General features: G+C 63.1%; 19 protein-coding genes. 7 read left to right on the top strand and 12 right to left on the bottom strand.

What is annotated here, in order from left to right; genetic code table 11:
- Positions 1-14: 14 nt before the first annotated feature.
- The 4 genes from IGS60_RS12185 to IGS60_RS12170 form a co-directional block, all read right to left on the bottom strand.
- On the bottom strand, positions 15-1,589 hold the full coding sequence (locus IGS60_RS12185) for a sensor domain-containing diguanylate cyclase (RefSeq protein WP_230504604.1): 1,575 nt from the start codon (positions 1,587-1,589) through the stop codon (positions 15-17).
- 155 nt (positions 1,590-1,744) lie between these two features.
- On the bottom strand, positions 1,745-2,302 hold the full coding sequence (locus IGS60_RS12180) for an NADPH-dependent FMN reductase (RefSeq protein WP_070222187.1): 558 nt from the start codon (positions 2,300-2,302) through the stop codon (positions 1,745-1,747).
- Positions 2,303-2,506: 204 nt separating this feature from the next.
- Entirely contained in the window at positions 2,507-3,616 is a 1,110-nt protein-coding gene (gene alr, locus IGS60_RS12175) for an alanine racemase (RefSeq protein WP_230504602.1), read from the bottom strand.
- A gap of 13 nt (positions 3,617-3,629) precedes the next feature.
- Positions 3,630-4,919, bottom strand: a complete 1,290-nt coding sequence (locus tag IGS60_RS12170) for a D-amino acid dehydrogenase (protein WP_099411493.1) — start codon at positions 4,917-4,919, stop codon at positions 3,630-3,632.
- Positions 4,920-5,025: 106 nt separating this feature from the next.
- Between IGS60_RS12170 and IGS60_RS12165 the strand changes: the two genes are divergently transcribed.
- The 4 genes from IGS60_RS12165 to IGS60_RS12150 all read left to right on the top strand — a co-directional run bounded on the left by IGS60_RS12165 (position 5,026) and on the right by IGS60_RS12150 (position 7,635).
- On the top strand, positions 5,026-5,526 hold the full coding sequence (locus IGS60_RS12165) for an Lrp/AsnC ligand binding domain-containing protein (protein ID WP_070222192.1): 501 nt from the start codon (positions 5,026-5,028) through the stop codon (positions 5,524-5,526).
- 148 nt (positions 5,527-5,674) lie between these two features.
- Positions 5,675-6,022, top strand: a complete 348-nt coding sequence (locus IGS60_RS12160; protein ID WP_070222194.1) for a hypothetical protein — start codon at positions 5,675-5,677, stop codon at positions 6,020-6,022.
- Positions 6,023-6,117: 95 nt separating this feature from the next.
- On the top strand, positions 6,118-6,684 hold the full coding sequence (locus tag IGS60_RS12155; protein WP_230504600.1) for a carboxymuconolactone decarboxylase family protein: 567 nt from the start codon (positions 6,118-6,120) through the stop codon (positions 6,682-6,684).
- Between the two features lie 90 nt (positions 6,685-6,774).
- Entirely contained in the window at positions 6,775-7,635 is an 861-nt protein-coding gene (locus IGS60_RS12150; RefSeq protein ID WP_230504598.1) for a tetratricopeptide repeat protein, read from the top strand.
- Here the strand turns inward: IGS60_RS12150 and IGS60_RS12145 are convergent.
- A complete protein-coding gene (locus tag IGS60_RS12145) occupies positions 7,612-8,607 on the bottom strand; it encodes a GlxA family transcriptional regulator (RefSeq protein ID WP_230504595.1) in 996 nt (331 codons plus the stop codon). The two genes, IGS60_RS12150 and IGS60_RS12145, sit on opposite strands and share 24 nt — an antisense overlap.
- 112 nt (positions 8,608-8,719) lie before the next feature.
- On the opposite strand from IGS60_RS12145, the gene IGS60_RS12140 reads away from it, so the two are divergent.
- From IGS60_RS12140 to IGS60_RS12130, 3 genes are read left to right on the top strand one after another with little or no spacing between them, the layout of a single operon-like run.
- Positions 8,720-9,358, top strand: a complete 639-nt coding sequence (locus tag IGS60_RS12140) for a cysteine hydrolase family protein (protein ID WP_230504593.1) — start codon at positions 8,720-8,722, stop codon at positions 9,356-9,358.
- 54 nt (positions 9,359-9,412) lie between these two features.
- A complete protein-coding gene (locus tag IGS60_RS12135; RefSeq protein ID WP_230504592.1) occupies positions 9,413-9,973 on the top strand; it encodes a YdcF family protein in 561 nt (186 codons plus the stop codon).
- Between the two features lie 2 nt (positions 9,974-9,975).
- Positions 9,976-10,356: a hypothetical protein gene (locus tag IGS60_RS12130; protein ID WP_230504590.1), complete on the top strand. Its 381-nt coding sequence runs from the start codon at positions 9,976-9,978 to the stop codon at positions 10,354-10,356.
- Between the two features lie 4 nt (positions 10,357-10,360).
- Here IGS60_RS12130 and glpK read toward each other — a convergent pair whose 3' ends face one another.
- The 7 genes from glpK to IGS60_RS12095 all read right to left on the bottom strand — a co-directional run bounded on the left by glpK (position 10,361) and on the right by IGS60_RS12095 (position 17,924).
- Entirely contained in the window at positions 10,361-11,854 is a 1,494-nt protein-coding gene (gene glpK, locus IGS60_RS12125; RefSeq protein ID WP_230504588.1) for a glycerol kinase GlpK, read from the bottom strand.
- A gap of 83 nt (positions 11,855-11,937) precedes the next feature.
- The gene (locus IGS60_RS12120; protein WP_034779106.1) at positions 11,938-13,665 is read right to left on the bottom strand and encodes an ABC transporter substrate-binding protein; all 1,728 of its coding nucleotides are present in this window, start codon (positions 13,663-13,665) and stop codon (positions 11,938-11,940) included.
- Between the two features lie 71 nt (positions 13,666-13,736).
- Positions 13,737-14,039 (bottom strand): DUF2160 domain-containing protein, encoded by a 303-nt coding sequence (locus tag IGS60_RS12115; protein ID WP_230504586.1) that lies wholly within the window; start codon positions 14,037-14,039, stop codon positions 13,737-13,739.
- Between the two features lies 1 nt (position 14,040).
- Positions 14,041-14,844, bottom strand: coding sequence for a carbohydrate ABC transporter permease (locus tag IGS60_RS12110; RefSeq protein WP_176741241.1), 804 nt, complete (start codon positions 14,842-14,844; stop codon positions 14,041-14,043).
- The gene (locus IGS60_RS12105; protein WP_034754965.1) at positions 14,844-15,728 is read right to left on the bottom strand and encodes a carbohydrate ABC transporter permease; all 885 of its coding nucleotides are present in this window, start codon (positions 15,726-15,728) and stop codon (positions 14,844-14,846) included. The genes IGS60_RS12110 and IGS60_RS12105 overlap by 1 nt, the downstream gene beginning before the upstream one ends.
- Positions 15,728-16,828 (bottom strand): ABC transporter ATP-binding protein, encoded by a 1,101-nt coding sequence (locus IGS60_RS12100; RefSeq protein WP_230504584.1) that lies wholly within the window; start codon positions 16,826-16,828, stop codon positions 15,728-15,730. The genes IGS60_RS12105 and IGS60_RS12100 overlap by 1 nt, the downstream gene beginning before the upstream one ends.
- A 1-nt stretch (position 16,829) precedes the next feature.
- Positions 16,830-17,924 carry an ABC transporter ATP-binding protein gene (locus IGS60_RS12095; RefSeq protein WP_230504582.1) on the bottom strand — a complete coding sequence of 365 codons (1,095 nt, stop codon included), beginning with the start codon at positions 17,922-17,924 and terminating at the stop codon, positions 16,830-16,832.
- Between the last annotated feature and the right edge of the window lie 38 nt (positions 17,925-17,962).

The following is a 17,962-nucleotide window of genomic DNA, read 5'->3' as shown; positions in this document are numbered from 1 at the left end:
GCGCGGCACGCCTGTCAGGCGGGTTCCGTGATGCCCACGCAATTGCGCCCGTTTTCCTTGGCCACGTACAGGGCCGCGTCGGCGGCGAGCAGCACGGCGTCCGTGCTGCGCTCGCCGTGCGACGATGCCACCACGCCCAGCGAGACCGTAATGGCGCCCGCGCCGGGAATCACGGCGGCGGCCACCTTGGCGCGCAGGCGCTCGGCCACCTGCATGGCCACGTCCAGGTCGGCATCGGGCAGCAGCATGATGAATTCGTCGCCGCCATTGCGGCACAGCACGTCGGCATCGCGCGAACAGGCGCGCATCAGCTGCGCCAGGCGCAGGATGACTTCATCGCCCACGGCATGGCCCCATTTATCGTTGACTTGCTTGAAATGGTCGATATCGATGGCGATGACAGAAAACGGCCGCGCCTGCGCCTGCCAGACGTCGAGCGCCGCCGCCATGCCGCGCCGGTTCGAGAGGCCCGTCAGCGGGTCCGTCTCCACGTCGGTCTTCAACTTGCCGATCCTGTTCTGCAACAACGCCAGGCCCTTCAGCAAGGCTTTCTTGATCTGCGCCGCCTCCACATACCAGGCACGGATGGCGGCGATGTGCTCGCTTGTACCGGGCACATCCATGCGCCGCGCCCCCTCGGCCAGTTGCATCAGGGGCCGCGAAATCAGGCTGGCCAGCCACCAGATGAATGGCAAACTCAGCAAGGCGATTGGCAGGGAATGCCATACGGTATTGGCCATCAGCTGGTTCAGCGGCGCCAGGGTCATGGCCGTGGGCCGCTGCGCCACGATGCCCCAGCCCGTCGACGGCATGACGGCGTAGCCGGCCAGCATGTCCACGCCCAGGCTGTTATGCATGCGCCGGTTGCCGCCGCCCCGCTGCGCGATGATGGTGTCGATAACGTCATTGCGGCCGGCCACGTGGCCCAGGCGCTCAGGATCAGGGTGATAAAGCAGGCGCCGGTTCTGGTCGACCACGTACAGGTAGGAGCCGTCGCGGTAATAATGCTGGCCCAGCATGGTGTACAGGATGTTTTTCTGTTTCAGGTAGATGCTGCCGCCCACGTAGCCGAGGTAGCGGCCATCCTTGCCAAGGATGGGATGCGAGATGAACACCACCAGATTGCCGACCGAAGATATGTACGGCTGCGTGACCAGCGGGCGCCGTTCGCGCAGCGCCTGCGCGGCGCCGGCCGAGTCGAGCGTGCGGTTTTTCAGGGCCAGGGTTTCCGGCGACACGCCCAGCACCTTGCCCTGGGCATCGACGATAAGCACGGAATTGAAGCTGTTCGTCTGCAGGCGCAGGCGCTGTGCTTCTTCCGTCAGCCATTGCTCGTCGTCCATGCGCGACGGCAGGCTGCCGGCGCTGTAGGCCAGCTGCTGGCGCGCCGACTGCAGGAAATCCTCGGCCGTGCTGGCCAGCTTGCTCGCGTAGGCGTGGTTCGCTTCCAGGGTGGTATCGATCAGCAGCTGGCGCTGCACGCTATAGCTGGCATAAAAGGTGTTGGCCAGGGACACCAGGGCGCTGGCAAAGGCCACGAGCACGATCAAACGGCGCAAGTTCATGCGCGGAACAGGTTTAGTCCACATGGAGTCGGCAAGAAATTGGAAAGTATTGCGCTACAGAAAGGGCGCATTATACCGAGACAGCCGTGCCAATATTGAAATCCTGGCATCGTTGGTCAAAGAATGTGAACAAGCGGCAACGCTGAGCGCTGCCGCCTTGACTTGCATCAAGCGTGGAATCAAGCGTGGATGGCGTGCTTGCGGACCCAGTCCACGTAGCGCTGCATCCAGCCCTGGAAGAAACCGAGGCTGGCCGGACCGATGCCGCCGTGCTCGTCAAACAGGCCGTCCTTGGCCTGGATAAACATTTCAGGCTGCCCCAGCAGCGGCACGTCCAGGTAAGCGAGCACATTGCGCAAATGCTGCTGCGCCAGCGCCGTACCGGTGGCGCCCACGGATACGCCGAGCACGGCACCGGGCTTGCCGCCCCACACGCTCTGGCCATACGGACGCGAGCCGTGGTCGAGGGCGTTTTTCAGCACGCCGGGGATAGAGCGGTTGTATTCGGGGGTGAGGAAGAGCAAGGCTTGCGATGCGGAAATGTCGGATTTGAGGCGCAGCACCTGCTCAGCCTGCGCGCCATCGTCATCCTGGTTGTACAGCGGCAAGTCGCCGATTTCAATGTGCTTGAAGGAAAACTCGGGCGGCGCCAGCTTGATGATGGCGTCGGCCAGCTTGCGGTTGAAGGAATCCTTGCGCAGGCTGCCGACGATGATAGCAACGTTATATTGACTCATAGAAATCCCCGATGATGGTTAAAAAAAAGCCCTGAGGTGCGATGCACGTCAGGGCTATCTTGCCACACAATCATCGGTTTCGCGCTGCTTAGCGTGCGAAACCAGCGCACCTAAAAAAATGCTCAGGGCTAGGCGCCTTGCCGAAGACAGTACGAATGTACGGCAAGGCAAGGCAACAACGCCATGGGCGTTTTGGCAGGTGCGCTAACGTGCCAGGCCCCGGTACTCGCGGTAGTAGCGTCCGCCCAGGTTCGTCAGCACCTCGTAGCCGATGGTATTGGCCATGGCCGCCACAGCATCGACCGGGTGTTCGGCGCAGATCAGGTCGACCAGGCTGCCCGGCGCGACGCGTTCCTCGGCGATGGCGCTCACGTCCAGGGTGATGGAATCCATCGAGATGGCGCCGATCTGCGGCACTTTCACGCCATCGACGATGGCCAGACCCTGATTGCTCATGCTGCGCAGCCAGCCATCGGCGTAGCCGACGGAAACCGTGGCCACCTGGCGCGGCTCGCTGGCCGTGTAGCGGCGACTGTAGCCCACGTGGTCGCCGGCGGCGATCGTGCGTGTCTGCATGACCTTGCCTTGCAGCCGCACCACGGAGCGCAGCGGATTCGGTTCGCCGCCCTGCGGTCCGATGCCGTACAGGGCCGCGCCGGGGCGCACCAGGTCGAAGTGGTAATCGGGCGACAAAAAGATGCCCGAGGAATTGGCCAGGCTGGCGCGGTACTGCGGCAAACGGGCGCGAATGGCGATGAAACGGGCCAGTTGCTCGCCATTCATCGGGTTGGCGCGCTCGTCGGCGCAAGCCAGGTGGCTCATGACATAGCGCACATTGATGCCGTCGAGAAAGTGCGGGTCCAGCAGCCAGCCGTCGATTTCCTGCGGCGACAAGCCCATGCGCGACATGCCCGTGTCCATCTGCACGATGGCGTCCAGGGTGGTGCCCAGCGCTGCTGCGTGCCGGCGCCAGCCCGCCACCTGCGGCTCGCTGTTGAGCACGGGCGTCAGGCCATGGGCCGTGAATTCGCCTTCCGTGTCGACGGGCGGGCCGTGCAACACGAAGATGGCCGCGTCCGGCGCCACGTGCGGGCGCAGGCTGATGCCCTCTTCCAGGTGGGCCACGAAGAAATGGCGGCACCCTTCTTCATACAGGGCCGCGCCCACTTGCGCGGCGCCCAGGCCATACGCATCGGATTTCACGACGGCCGAGCAGGCGGCCGGGTGCGCCTTGTCGCGCAGCAAGCGGTAGTTGGCGCGCACGGCATCGAGGTCCACCGTCAGGATGGCGCCGCTACGTTCCTTTGGAGGCATGCTTCCCGCCATCTCAGGCTCCCGCGTATTGCAACTTGCCGCCGCGCTGCGCGCCGCTGTAGCGGCTGACGGACAGGTCGTCGGCCAGGATGGCCGGCTGTTTCGACGACATCAGGTCGGCCAGCAATTGCGCCGAACCGCAGGACATGGTCCAGCCCAGGGTACCGTGGCCCGTGTTCAGGAACAGGTTGCGCAGCGGCGTGCGGCCGACGATGGGCGTGCCGTCCGGCGTCATCGGGCGCAAGCCCGTCCAGAACGTCGCCTCAGCCGTGTTGCCGCCGCCGGGGAACAGGTCGTTGACGACCATTTCCAGGGTTTCGCGGCGGCGCGGGTTCAGGTTCAGGTTGTAGCCGGCGATTTCCGCCATGCCGCCCACGCGGATGCGGTCGTCGAAACGCGTCACGGCAATTTTATAGGTTTCATCAAGGATGGTCGACACGGGCGCCTTGGCCGCGTTGACGATGGGTACGGTGATCGAATAGCCCTTCAATGGATACACGGGAATGTCGAGCAGCGGCTTCATGAAGCCCGTCGAGTAGGAACCGAGCGCCACGACATAGGAATCGGCCTTGACGATTTCCGCGCCGCATTGCACGCCGGCGATTTCATCGCCCTGCGTCAGCAATGCATCGATGGAGACGCCATAGCGGAACTTCACGCCCAGCGCCTCGGCCATCTCGGACAGGCGCGTGGTAAACAGCTGGCAATCGCCCGTTTCATCGTTGGGCAGGCGCAAACCGCCAAACAGCTTGTCCTTGACAGCTTCGAGGGCCGGCTCGGCGCGCGACAACTCATTGCGCTGCAGCACTTCGTACGGCACGCCCGCGTCTTTCAACACTTCGATATCCTTGGCGGCGTCGTTGTATTGCTTTTCCGTGCGGAACAATTGCATCGTGCCTTGCTGGCGGCCTTCATACGTGATGCCGGCCTCGGCGCGCAACACCTTGAAGCAGTCGCGGCTGTACTCGGCCAGGCGCACCATGCGTTCCTTGTTCACGGCATACGCTTCCGGCGTGCAATTACGCAACATCTGCCACATCCATTTGAGCTGGGCGGCGCTGCCGTCGAGCGAGATGGCCAGCGGCGCGTGGCGCTGCATCATCCATTTCACGGCTTTCAGGGGAATACCGGGCGCCGCCCATGGCGAAGCGTAGCCGGGCGAGATTTGCCCCGCATTCGCAAAGCTGGTTTCCAGTGCGGGGCCCGGCTGGCGGTCGATGACGGTCACCTCATGTCCTGCCTTGGCCAGATAGTAAGCACTGGTGACGCCGATGACGCCGCTACCCAGAATCACGATACGCATAGTTTCCTCATTATATTTTTTTAGGCTGACGCCAGATTAACCGCTATCATATTGGGAAAGAGCCAGTATTTGTTCACGTATAAATCGAGATATTCAGCAATAAATCATGAGAATCCTTAAAGAATCGGCACGTGGCCTCGACAAGCTGGACCGCCACATCCTGCGCATCCTGCAGCAGGATGGCCGCATCTCGATGAAAGACCTCGGTGAACAGGTGGGGCTGTCGATTACGCCCTGCATCGAGCGGGTCAAGCGCATGGAGCGCGACGGCGTCATCACGGGCTACCACGCCAAGGTGAACCCGGCCGCGCTGGGCGCCAAGCTGCTCGTCTTTGTAGAGATTACTCTCAATCAAAAGTCGGCGTCCGCTTTCGAGCAATTCCGCCGCGAAGTGCTGCAGATTCCCGAAGTGCAGGAATGCCACCTGGTGTCGGGCGACTTCGATTACCTGATCAAGGCGCGCATCCATGAAATGGCCGAGTACCGCAAGCTGCTGGGCGACATGCTGCTGCAGCTGCCGGGCGCCGCGCAATCGAAAAGCTATGTGGTGATGGAAGAAATCAAGGAAACCCTGGCACTGTCGACCGACGTGCTGCAGAACCGGTAAAAGTACCGTCAGCCGGCACCACCGGCATCATTTTTTGCGCCTTTGTATAATCTTGTAGCACATTCGCGGCGACGCAAGCACACTCCCGGCATGACATCACGCCCGTCCCCTCTGAGATTGGAAGCAGTGATGCACACCGGGAGTCCCTATGAACACATTGATCAAACTGGCAGCTTCCTGCCTCGCGGGCCTGGCCGTGGCCATGTGCACCGCCAGTGAATACAAGGTCAACCGCGCGCCCGACAACGGCGCCATCTATCAAAACATCAAGGTCGGCAAAACCACCCGCCTCGACCTCGACGCGGCTCTGGGCAACGCCACCGTCGTCAGCTTCGATCCCGGCTATGAAGTCTGGGTCTACAAGAACCAGCTGCAAGCGCCCAAGGTGACGCGGCTGATCCCCCTGCTGGGCGAAAAAGGCACGCGCGAAGTGGCCGTCATGTTCGACCAGGCGGGTGTCGTGAAGAAATTCCGCATTCACGAGCCGCGCAAGTAGGCGCACAGCGAACGGGCGCCGCCTACCATGCTGGCTGGCTATACTGGCTGCTGGCTACCGCCGCCCACCGCTCACTTACCCAGCAAGGAGTTCCCATGCGCCTGCCCCTGATCGCTCCGCAAGACCTGACGCCCGAACAGCAGCCGCTGTACGACGATATGCGCAAAGGCATCACCAGCAATTTCAACGATTTCATCGCCGTGCGCGAAGACGGCGCCCTGATGGGACCATGGAATCCGTGGCTGCACGAACCGGCCATCGGCAAGGCCATCTGGGACCTGACCCTGGCCATGACGGCCAACGCCACGCTGCCCGATAACGTGCGCCAGATTGCCATCCTGGTGGTCGGCGCGCGCTACAACGCTGCCTATGAAATCTACGCCCACATCGCCGTCGCGGAGCGCGAAGGCATGTCGGCCGAGCGCCTGGCCACGCTGGTGGCCGACGTCAAGCCCGTCGACCTCGACCAGCATGAGAGCATCGCCTACGACCTGGCCTACGCGCTCAGCGGCGGCGGCACGCTGCCGGAGCCGCTGTACCGCCTGGCGCTGGCCACCTTTGGCCAGCACGGCACCAACGAGCTGATCTACCTGGTGGGCCTGTACGCGCTGGTCTCGACCACCTTGAACGGCTTCAACGTGCCGGTGCCGGAACGCGACTGAAGGGCCTGCCCCCTCACTTGCCCCCTGCGATGGGGAACGCCGGCGGATGCGCTCTTGCTCTACACTGACGTTTTATCCTCTGCAACCTCCATGCAACTACCTGCAAACCTCGCCCCCATCTCCGTCGAACAAGACTGGCAACACACGACTGCGTATCCACCGCTCGGCTTCAGCCCGTTCGCCGAGGGCGCGCTGGGCAATGGCGATACCTTCGGCCTGTACTGGCCCATCGGGCGCGAAGCGTACGAACCGATCGTCGTCGAGACCTGGCACGACGAGTGGCGCTTGCAGCCGCACTTTTCCAGCCTGGCGGCGTTTCTGTCAGCCTACGCAACGGCGGAAGACGAGTACGTCGCCACGCCATCGCTGGCCGACGACCCCGCTTCGCCGCGCGCCGCGTTCCTGGAAGCCAAGGAATTGATTGCCCAGCGCAATCCCGCAGCGGCCATCGCGCTGCTGGAAGCGGCGCTCGCCATCCTTCCCGAATATACGGACGCGCTGGTGCTGCTGCATGGACAGTATGTGCGCGCGGGAAGAATCGACGAAGCCGTCAAGCTGGCCATCCAGGCCATCATCTCTCCACCATCGTTTGGCGGCCCGCCATTGAAGGCCTTGCAATGGCTGCGCACGCAGCCGGTGCCGGACGGGGAACCAGACCCCATCTGGCGCGCCTGCGGGCAATTGTCGTTCAACTTCGGCGGCAGCAAGGAAAATGCGGATTACCCCGTGCTGCTGGCCGCCATCGACACCTATGTGGAACAAGGCAAGCATCTTTCCGCCTCGACCCTGATGCAGACGTACGCCGAACTGATGAGCGCGGAAACCGTCTCGTTCCAGGAACGCTACGCCTTCGCACCGGCCGCCTTCATCGCGCGGCAAATCGCCGTCAGCGCGCAGCTGCCCAACGGAAGCCGGGACACATCCACGCTATGGCTGCCTGATCTGGCCTGATTGCTGCCGGAACAGCTTGCGGTACGCCGACGGCGACGTCTGCAAGCTGGCCCGGAAATGCTGGCGCAGCGACAGGGCCGTGCCGAAGCCGGCTTCTTGCGCCACGACATCGATCGAGGCCGCGCTTTTTTCCAGCAAGCTTTGCGCATGCGCCAGACGCTGGTTCAATAGCCACTGCTTGAACGAGGTGCCCGTCGCCTGGCGGAAGTGGCGCGTGAAATTGCGCCGGCTCATGGCGGCCCGCTCGGCCAGCGCATCGATGCTGTGCGCCTGGCCCAGGCTGGCCGTCACGCAGGCAAGCACTTCGGCAAAGCGCCCTTCGCTGCCGGACACGGGCAGCGGGCGTTCGATGAACTGGGCCTGCCCGCCCTGGCGGTGCGGCGCCACCAGCAGCCGGCGCGCCACCCGGTTGGCCACCTCGGCGCCCGCCAGCTGGCGCAGCAGATACAGGCAGCAATCGAGGCCGGCCGCCACGCCCGCCGACGTCAGCACGGCGCCATCGTCCACGTACAGCACTTCCCGGTCTACCCTGACCCTGGGATAGCGGGTCGCCAGCCGGTCCGCCATGCCCCAGTGCGTGGCCGCGCTCTTGCCATCCAACAAGCCCGACTGCGCCAGGGGAAACGCGCCCAGGCACAGGCCCACCATGCGCGCGCCGCGCCCGCTGGCCGCCTGCAGTGCCGCGACCAGTGACGCCGGCGCGTCGCGGCAATCGTCGTGCCAGGCCGGCATGATGACGATATCGGCGCCCTCCAGGCCTTCCAGGCCGAACTCGGGCGTAATGGCGAAGCCGGCCGCCGTGCGCAAGGGCGCGGGGTCGGCGGCACAGACGCGCACGTGGAAAGGCGGCAGATCGGCCTCGTCCGTCTGAGCGCCAAACACGAGACAAGGCACGGACAAGTGGAAAGGCGTCATGCCGTCGAAGGCGATCACGGCCACGCTCAAGGGCGAAGAAGAAGAAATGGCAGGCATGGCCCGATTTTATCGCAGATAGGCCTTCGGGCCACTTTTTGTTTTCAACGCGCAGCTTGAAAATGGCTGTATCGGGGAAGTCCTTCCTCTTTCAAACATTCAGGAGTCAAGCATGTCCACCACTACCGCACCACGCCGCGCCCTGCTCGTCATCGACGTGCAAAATGAATACTTCACGGGCGACATGCCGATCGAATATCCATCCGTCGACATTTCCCTGCCCAACATCGTCACCGCCATGGCCGCCGCCCGCGCCGCCGGCGTGCCCGTCATCGTCGTCCAGCACGATGCGCCGGAAGCCTCCCCCATCTTTGCAAAAGGCAGCGACGGCTGGCAGCTGCACCCGCAAGTGGCCGCCTTTGCCGCCGACCACCGCATCAACAAGAGCATGGGCAGCGCGTTTGCGGGCACGGACTTGCGCGCCTGGCTGGAGAGCCGCGGCATCGACACCCTGACGGTGATCGGCTACATGACGCACAACTGCGACGCGGCCACCATCTACCAGGCCGCGCACGACGGCTTGCAAGTCGAGTTCCTGCAGGACGCCACCGGCACACTGCCCTACGCCAATGCGGGCGGCACGGCCAGCGCCGAGGAAATCCACCGCGTCTTCAGCAGCGTATTTCATTCGAATTTCGCCGCCGTCGTCAGCACACAGGACTGGCTCGATGCCGTACGCGCAGGCAAGCCGCTGGACAAGGACAATATTTATCTGTCGAACCAGCGCGCACGCAAGGCGCAGGCGAACTGACGCCGGCGGGAATGGACGGGTATCATGCGTCCATTCCCAACTTGATGATGAACGATGCGAAAAATAACTGTGCTGGGCTTGACGACTGCTGGTGTTTTCCTGCTGGCCACCGCTGCCCTGGTGCTGGCGGGCCTGAACGACAAGCTGGCCCCGGCCGACGTGATCGTCGTGCCCGGCAACACGATCCTGCCCGACGGCACGCCCAGCCCCCGCCTGCAGGCGCGGCTCGACGCGGCGCTGACACAGTTCCAGGAACGCAGGGCGCCGCACATCCTCGTCAGCGGGGCGACGGGCAAGGAAGGGTTCGACGAGGCCGCGGCTATGGCCCGCTATCTGCAATCGCGCGGCGTGCCGGCTGGCGTCATTATTGAAGATAATCAAGGCTGGACGACGGACGCCACGGCCCGCAACGCTGCGGCCCTGATGCGCCAACACGGCTGGCACACGGCCATGGTGGCCACGCAATACTTTCACGTGCCCCGCTTCCGGCTGGCTTTGGAGCGGGCCGGCATCGCCGTCAGCGGCCAGGTGCATGCGCCCTATTTCGAATTGCGCGACCTGTATTCCGTACCCAGGGAAACCGTGGGCTACCTTGTGTATTACGTGAAATCCTGAACATGAAGATACTTGCCTTTGCCGCCAGTTTTGGCCTGGTGGCCGCATGCACCGTGCCGTCGATGGCCGCCGCCGATGCGGAGCCAATCGGCGCCGCTGCAAGCCTGTACCTGTTTGGCGCGCTGATGCTGGGGGTGTGCATCACCGCCTTTGGCGCGCTGGCGCGGCGTGTGGACGTGGCGCATGGCCACTGGCTGTCGGCCTGCGTGGGCGCGCTGTGCAGCGCGGTGCTGTATGGCAGTTTCGCGCTGGCATTTGCAACGCAATCGATCACGGCGAGCGTTGCCTATGCCGCCAGCGCCCTGTGTGCCGCAAGCGCGGCCCTGTTGCTGCCGGGCCTGCTAAAGCGCGTGGCAAGGCTTATGGCAAGGCCAGGCCTGTGAGCAGTCACTCGCTCCAGTCGCGCGAGCGTTCCACCGCGCGCTGCCATTTATGCAAGCGCGTCAGCCGTTCGTCGGCCGCCATCTTCGGCTCGAATCGGCGTCCCACCTGCCATTGGGCGGCGATCTCGTCCTGCGAGGCCCAGAAGCCCACGGCCAGGCCCGCCAGGTAAGCGGCGCCCAGGGCCGTCGTTTCCGTCACCACGGGGCGCACCACGGGGACATTGAGTATGTCGGCCTGGAACTGCATCAGCATGTCGTTGCGGGCCGCGCCGCCATCCACGCGCAACTCGGATAGCGCAATGCCCGCGTCGTCCTGCATGGCGGACAACACATCGACGTTCTGGTAGGCCACGCCCTCCAATGCGGCGCGCGCGATGTGGGCCTTGCCCGTGCCGCGCGTGATGCCGATCAGGGTGCCCCGTGCATACGGGTCCCAGTACGGTGCGCCGAGCCCCGCGAAGGCGGGCACGAAGACGAGGCCGCCCGAATCGGGCACGCTGGTGGCCAGCGCTTCCACTTCGGACGAGTCGCGGATGATGCCGATGCCGTCGCGCATCCATTGCACGGCCGCGCCCGCGATAAAGGCGCTGCCTTCGAGCAAGTAATCAGTCTTGTCGCTGCCGGCGCCCAGGCTCCAGCCCACCGTCGTCAGCAGCCGGTTTTTCGATGGCAGCGGGCGCTTGCCCACGTTCATCAGCATGAAGCAGCCCGTGCCGTAGGTATTTTTCGCCATGCCCGGTTTCAGACAGGCCTGGCCGAACGTGGCCGCCTGCTGGTCGCCCGCGATGCCGGCGATGGGCACGGACACGCCCAGCAATGCCGCATGCGTGTGCGCGGCCACGCCGCTCGATGGCACGACGTCGGGCAGCAGGGAGGCGGGAATGTCCAGCAGCGCCAGCAAATCCGTGTCCCACTGCAAAGTATGAATGTTGAACAGCATGGTGCGCGCCGCGTTGCTCGTGTCCGTCAAGTGGGCGCCGCTCATCTTGTAGATCAACCAGCTGTCGACGGTGCCGAAGGCCAGCTCGCCCCGTTCGGCGCGCGCGCGGGCGCCGGGGACGTTGTCCAGCAGCCATTTGAGCTTGGTGGCGGAAAAATAGGCGTCCAGCACGAGGCCCGTTTTTTGCTGGATCACGTCCGCCTTGCCCTGCTCGACCAGCTGCTCGCAGAACGCGGCATTGCGGCGGTCTTGCCAAACGATGGCGTTGGCGACGGGTTCGCCCGTGGCGCGGTCCCACAGCACCGTCGTTTCGCGCTGGTTGGTCACGCCGATGGCGGCCACGTCCGAAGCGGACACGCCGCTGTCGCGCAGCACCTGTTGCAGCACGCCCTCTTGCGAGGCCCAGATGTCGCCCGCGTCATGCTCGACCCAGCCCGGCTGGGGGAAAATCTGGCGAAATTCGCGCTGCGCGCTCGCATGCGGCCGGCCAGCATGGTCGAACAGGATGGCGCGCGAACTGGTGGTTCCCTGGTCTAAAGCAAGTATGTATTTGGTCATGGTCGCTACTACGGCTATACAGTGAAAAAAGGGCACGGACATGCGCCCGTGCCCCGGGAAAGCGGCGGCAGAAGTCTACACGACTACCTTACCTTGCCCTCTTTCCAAGCCTGCAATAATTTATCGTAGGCAATCGTTTCACCCTTCGGCTTTTCATTCGCCAGCTTTTTCCACGGTGCGTGCTGGTCCGACAGATACTGGTTCGGATCGACCTTGGGATTGAGCTTGGGCGCGCACGCCTTCATGCCGGCCCGCTGCAGGCGCGCCATGACCTGGTCCATTTCCTCGGCCAGGTTATCCATGGCGGCCTGCGGCGTTTTTTCCGCCGTAATGGCCGTGGCCACGTTCTTCCACCACAGCTGGGCCAGCTTCGGATAGTCGGGCACATTGTTGCCCGTCGGCGTCCACGCCACGCGGGCGGGGCTGCGGTAGAACTCGATCAAGCCGCCGTACTCGTTCGCGTGCTTCGTAAAATAATCGTGGCGGATGTCGGAATCGCGGATGAAGGTCAGGCCGACGATGGATTTCTTCAGCGACACGGTTTTCGACGTGACGAATTGCGCGTACAGCCAGGCGGCCGCCTTGCGGTCATCGGGCGTGGACTTGAACAGGAACCAGGAACCGACGTCTTGATAGCCGTTCTGCATGCCCTCTTTCCAGTACGGGCCGTGCGGCGACGGCGCCATGCGCCATTTCGGCGTGCCGTCCTTGTTGACCACTGGCAAGCCCGGTTTCGTCATGCCGGCCGTAAATGCCGTGTACCAGAAGATTTGCTGGGCGATTTCGCCCTGCGCCGGCACGGGGCCCGATTCCGAGAAATTCATGCCGTTCGCTTGTGGCGGCGCGTATTTCTTCATCCAGTCGATATATTTCGTCAGCGCAAACACGGCAGCCGGCGAATTGGTGGCGCCTCCGCGCGACATCGACGCACCCACGGGCGTGCACTTGTCGGCCGCCACCTTGATGCCCCACTCGTCGACCGGCATGCCGTTCGGAATGCCCTTGTCGGCCGCGCCAGCCATCGACAGCCACGCATCGGTGAAGCGCCAGCCCAGGGACGGATCTTTCTTGCCGTAATCCATGTGGCCATAGACTTTCTTGCCGTCCAGTTCCTTCACGTCATTGGTGAAGAAATCGGCGATGTCTTCATAGGCGGACCAGTTCTGCGGCACGCCCAGTTCGTAGCCATACTTGGCCTTGAACTTGGCCTGCAAATCCTTGCGCGCGAACCAGTCGGCGCGGAACCAGTACAGGTTGGCGAATTGCTGGTCGGGCAGCTGGTACACCTTGCCGTCCGGCGCCGTGGTAAAGCTGATGCCGATGAAATCTTTCAGGTCCAGGCCCGGATTCGTGAATTCCTTGCCCTTGGCGGCCATGTAGTCGGACAGCGGTTCCACGGCGCCATAGCGATAATGGGTGCCGATCAGGTCGGAATCGGAAATCCAGCCGTCATAGATGCTCTTGCCCGACTGCATCGACGTCTGCAGCTTTTCCACCACGTCGCCTTCCTGGATGATGTCGTGGCGCACCTTGATACCCGTAATTTCCTCGAAGGCCTTGGCCAGGGTCTTCGACTCGTAGACGTGGGTGTCGATGGTTTCCGAGACCACGGAAATTTCCTTGATGCCCTTGGCTTTCAGCTTGGCCGCCGCATCGATGAACCATTTCATTTCAGCAAGCTGTTGCTGCTTGCTCAGGCTGGATGGCTGGAATTCCTTGTCGATCCAGGTTTGCGCCTGCTTGGCGTCGGCCAGGGCCGCGTTCGACACGAGCATGGCCGCAGCCGCGAAGACCGTGAACTTCAATTTCATCGTGAATCTCCTTTTATTTTATTGCCGGCCGCCTGCTGACGGTCCGGCCTCCATCAACACCGGCAAGCCGGTCATCCCCAACGCATTACCACTAATAAAATGACAAAACTGATGGCGGCGCCTATCGCCTGCTGCATTTCCGTGAACCCCGCCCAGGCCAGATTCACGTAGGCCGCCGTGAGCAAGCCGATGAACAGGCGGTCGCCGCGCGTCGTCGGCATGGGCAAAAAGCCCTTGCGTGCTATGCTGGGCGAGCGGATTTGCCACACCGTCATGCCGGCCAGCATCAAGCCGATGCAGATGAAGAAGATGGCCACTTCCGGCGTCCACGCCATCCAGCCGAACAGGCTGGCTGTGCTATCGGTATTTTCCATGTCACACCCTCCCCATCGCGAAACCCTTGGCAATGTAATGCCGCACGAACCAGATCACCAGCGCGCCGGGCACGATGGTCAGCACGCCGGCCGCCGCCAGTACGCCCCAGTCCATGCCGGCCGCCGACACGGTGCGCGTCATGGTGGCGGCAATGGGCTTGGCATTGACGGAGGTCAAGGTGCGCGCCAACAGCAGTTCCACCCAGCTGAACATGAAGCAGAAGAACGCCGTCACGCCCACGCCCGACTTAATCATCGGCAAGAAGATGCGGATGAAGAAGCGGGGAAAGCTGTAGCCGTCGATATACGCCGTCTCGTCGATTTCCTTCGGCACGCCGGACATGAAACCTTCCAAAATCCACACGGCCAGCGGCACGTTGAACACCATGTGCGCCAGCGCCACGGCCAGGTGCGTATCCATCAGGCCCACCGTCGAATACAGCTGGAAGAACGGTACGAGGAAAACGGCGGGCGGCGTCATGCGGTTGGTCAAGAGCCAGAAGAATAAATGCTTGTCGCCGACAAAGTTATAGCGGGAAAAAGCGTAGGCTGCCGGCAAGGCGACGGTGACGGACATGACCATGTTCAAGGCCACGTAAATCATGGAATTGATGTAGCCGCTGTACCAGGAACGGTCGGTAAAAATCGTGTGGTAGTTGGCGAACGTCCATTGCTGCGGCCACAGGCTCAGCACGCCCACGATTTCCTCGTTGGTCTTGAGCGACATATTGAGCATCCAGTAGATGGGCAACAGCGAGCCCAGCAAAAAGACGATCAGGATGGCGCTGCTCATTTTCTTGTGCATCATTTCTGGTCTCCCGTGCCGACTCTCTGCATCCAGGTGTACAACACAAAGCAGAACAGCAGGATGATGAGGAAATAGATCAGTGAGAAGGCCGAGGCCGGCCCCAGGTCGAACTGGCCCACGGCCTTTTGCGTCAGGTATTGCGACAGGAACGTGGTGGCATTGCCCGGTCCGCCGCCCGTCAGCACGAACGGTTCCGTGTAGATCATGAAACTGTCCATGAAGCGCAGCAAGACGGCGATCATCAGCACATTGCGCAGTTTCGGCAGCTGGATGTAGCGGAACACGGCCAGGCGCGAGGCGCCGTCGATGCGTGCCGCCTGGTAATACGCGTCGGGAATGGCGCGCAAACCCGCATAGCACAGCAGCACAACGAGCGGTGTCCAGTGCCAGATATCCATCACCATCACGGTCAGCCAGGCGTCGAGCGAATTGCCGTTGTAGTTGTAGTCGAATCCCAGCTGATTCAGGGTATAGCCCATCAGGCCGATGTCGCCGCGGCCGAAGATTTGCCAGATGGTGCCCACCACGTTCCAGGGAATGAGCAAGGGCAGCGCGATCAGCACCAGCGCCAGCGATGCCTTCCAGCCATCGGCCGGCATGCACAGGGCAATCAAGATGCCGAGCGGAATCTGGATGGCCAGCACGGAGCCGGAAAACAGCAGCTGGCGCAACAAGGCGCTGTGCAAGTCGCCGTCGAGCATGACCATGCGGAACCACTCGGTGCCCACGAAGACCTTTTGCGTGGGGCTCAGAATATCCTGCACGGAATAATTGACCACCGTCATCAATGGCAGGATGGCGGAAAAGGCCACGCACAGCAGCACGGGCAAGATCAGCAGCCAGGCGCGGCGGTTATTATCGGTTTTACCGTTATGTATCATCAGGCCACCCGCTTATCGTTGACATAGAAAAGGGTGCGTTGCGGCGGAAAATGCAGCCGCACAGCATCCCCGGCGACGGCATCGATGGCGCGCAGCTTGGCCGCCACCGTCACGCCGCCCAGCTGGAATTCCGCCAGGTAATGCGTACCCATATTGCGCACGGCAGTCACCGTGGCGTCCAGGCAATGATCGCTACCCGCACCGCTCTCGCCCGCCTTCAGGCATGCGACGAATTCCGGCCGCACGCCCAGCGTGATTTTCCCTTGCGCGCCAGCCAGGGCCTCGCGGGCGGAGGCGGACACGGCCAGCGCCTGCCCCGCCACGCGCACGCCGCCATCGTCCAGGGTGCAATCGAGCAAATTCATGCCCGGGTTGCCGATGAAATAGCCGACGAACGTATGCTCGGGTTCCTCGAACAGCGCCTGCGCGCTGCCCGTCTGCACCACTTCGCCCTGCGTCATGACGACCACCTGGTCGGCAAAGGTCAAGGCTTCCACCTGGTCGTGCGTGACGTAGATCAGGGACAATTTCAGTTCGTGGTGGATCTCCTTCAACTTTCTGCGCAACAGCCATTTCAAATGCGGATCGATCACCGTCAGCGGTTCGTCGAACAGCACGGCCGCCACGTCGGGGCGCACGAGCCCCCGTCCCAGCGAAATCTTTTGCTTGGCGTCCACGGACAAGCCGCTGGCGCGCAGTTTCAAGTCGCCCGTCAGCTCCAGCATCTGCGCCACCTGCTGCACGCGCTTTTTCACCTCGCTCTCTTTCCAGCCGCGATTACGCAGCGGGAACGCCAGATTGTCGTGCACGGTCATGGTGTCGTAGATGACGGGAAACTGGAACACTTGCGCGATATTGCGTGCTTCCGTCGGCAGCTGCGTGACGTCCTTGCCGTCGAACAGCACCTTGCCATGCGACGGTTTCACGAGGCCGGAGATGATATTGAGCAAGGTCGTCTTGCCGCAGCCGGACGGCCCCAGCAAGGCATAGGCGCCGCCGTCATGCCACTCCATGCTCATGGGCCGCAGCGCATAGTCGGCCGGAGCCGCCGGGTTCGGTTTGTAGGCGTGGGCCAGGTCCACCAGTTCGATGCGCGCCATGTCACACCCCTCCTTGCACAGGAGCGAACAATAGCCCGCCATCGTCGGCGAAGATCAGCAAGGCATGCGGCTGGCAATACACGGTGCAGGCGCTGCCGATCTCCAGGTTGTGCACGCCGCCGAGCTGGGCCACCAGGGCCAGGTCGCCGCGGCGCGCATGCACATAGGTTTCCGAGCCGCTGATTTCCGCCAGGTCCACCGTAGCTGCGATGGCCACGTCGCCTTCGGACTGGGGAGATAAATGCAGGCTGTGCGCGCGCACGCCGAGGATCACGTCGCGCCGCTCGCCGAGGCGGGCGCGCTGTGCGCCGCTCAGGTGGATGGCCAGGCCGTCAGCCGCCTGCGCCACGCCATCGGCGCTCACGCGGGCGGGAATCAGGTTGATGGGCGGGTCGCTGAAGGTGCGCGCCACATTGATGGAATTGGGGGCGTTGAAGACGTCCAGGGTCGGCCCCTGCTGCAGCAGCCGTCCCTCGTGCAGCACGGCCACGTGGCCGCCCAGCTGCAGTGCTTCCAGCGGTTCCGTGGTGGCATACACGACCGTCGTGCTGCCGCTGGAAAACAGTTCCGTCAATTCGCGGCGCAATTCCTCGCGCAGTTTGTAGTCGAGGTTGACCAGGGGCTCGTCGAGCAGCAGCAACGATGCGTCCTTGATCAGCGCGCGTCCCAGCGCCGTGCGCTGCTGCTGCCCGCCCGACAATTCTCCGGGCGTGCGCTGCAGGTAGGGCGTGATGTGCAAGCGCTCGGCCAGCGCCAGCACTTTCGTCCGGATCTGCTCTTCGGGCACCTTGCGCAAACGCAAGGGCGAAGCGATATTGTCGTAGACGGTAAAGGCCGGATAGTTGATGAATTGCTGGTACACCATGGCCAGGTTACGTTTGCTGACGGGCACGCCCGTCACGTCGACGCCGTCGGCCGTCACGGTGCCCCCGCTGGGCTTGTCCAGCCCCGCCATCACGCGCATCAGGGTCGTCTTGCCGGCACGCGTGGTGCCCAGCAAGACGTTGATGGCGCCCGGCACCAATGCCAGCGACATCGGATATAAAAAATCGTCAGCCCCCTGCTTCCTGCTGATCTTGTCCAGTACCAGTTGCACGCGCTTCTCCTCCAGTGATGGTTTCTTATTCTTCGCCG

This window comes from Janthinobacterium sp. FW305-128, from assembly GCF_020858135.1.
GTDB lineage: Bacteria > Pseudomonadota > Gammaproteobacteria > Burkholderiales > Burkholderiaceae_D > Janthinobacterium.
The sequence above is the reverse complement of the archived record's forward strand: the minus strand, read 5'-3'. Positions and strand labels throughout refer to the sequence as shown.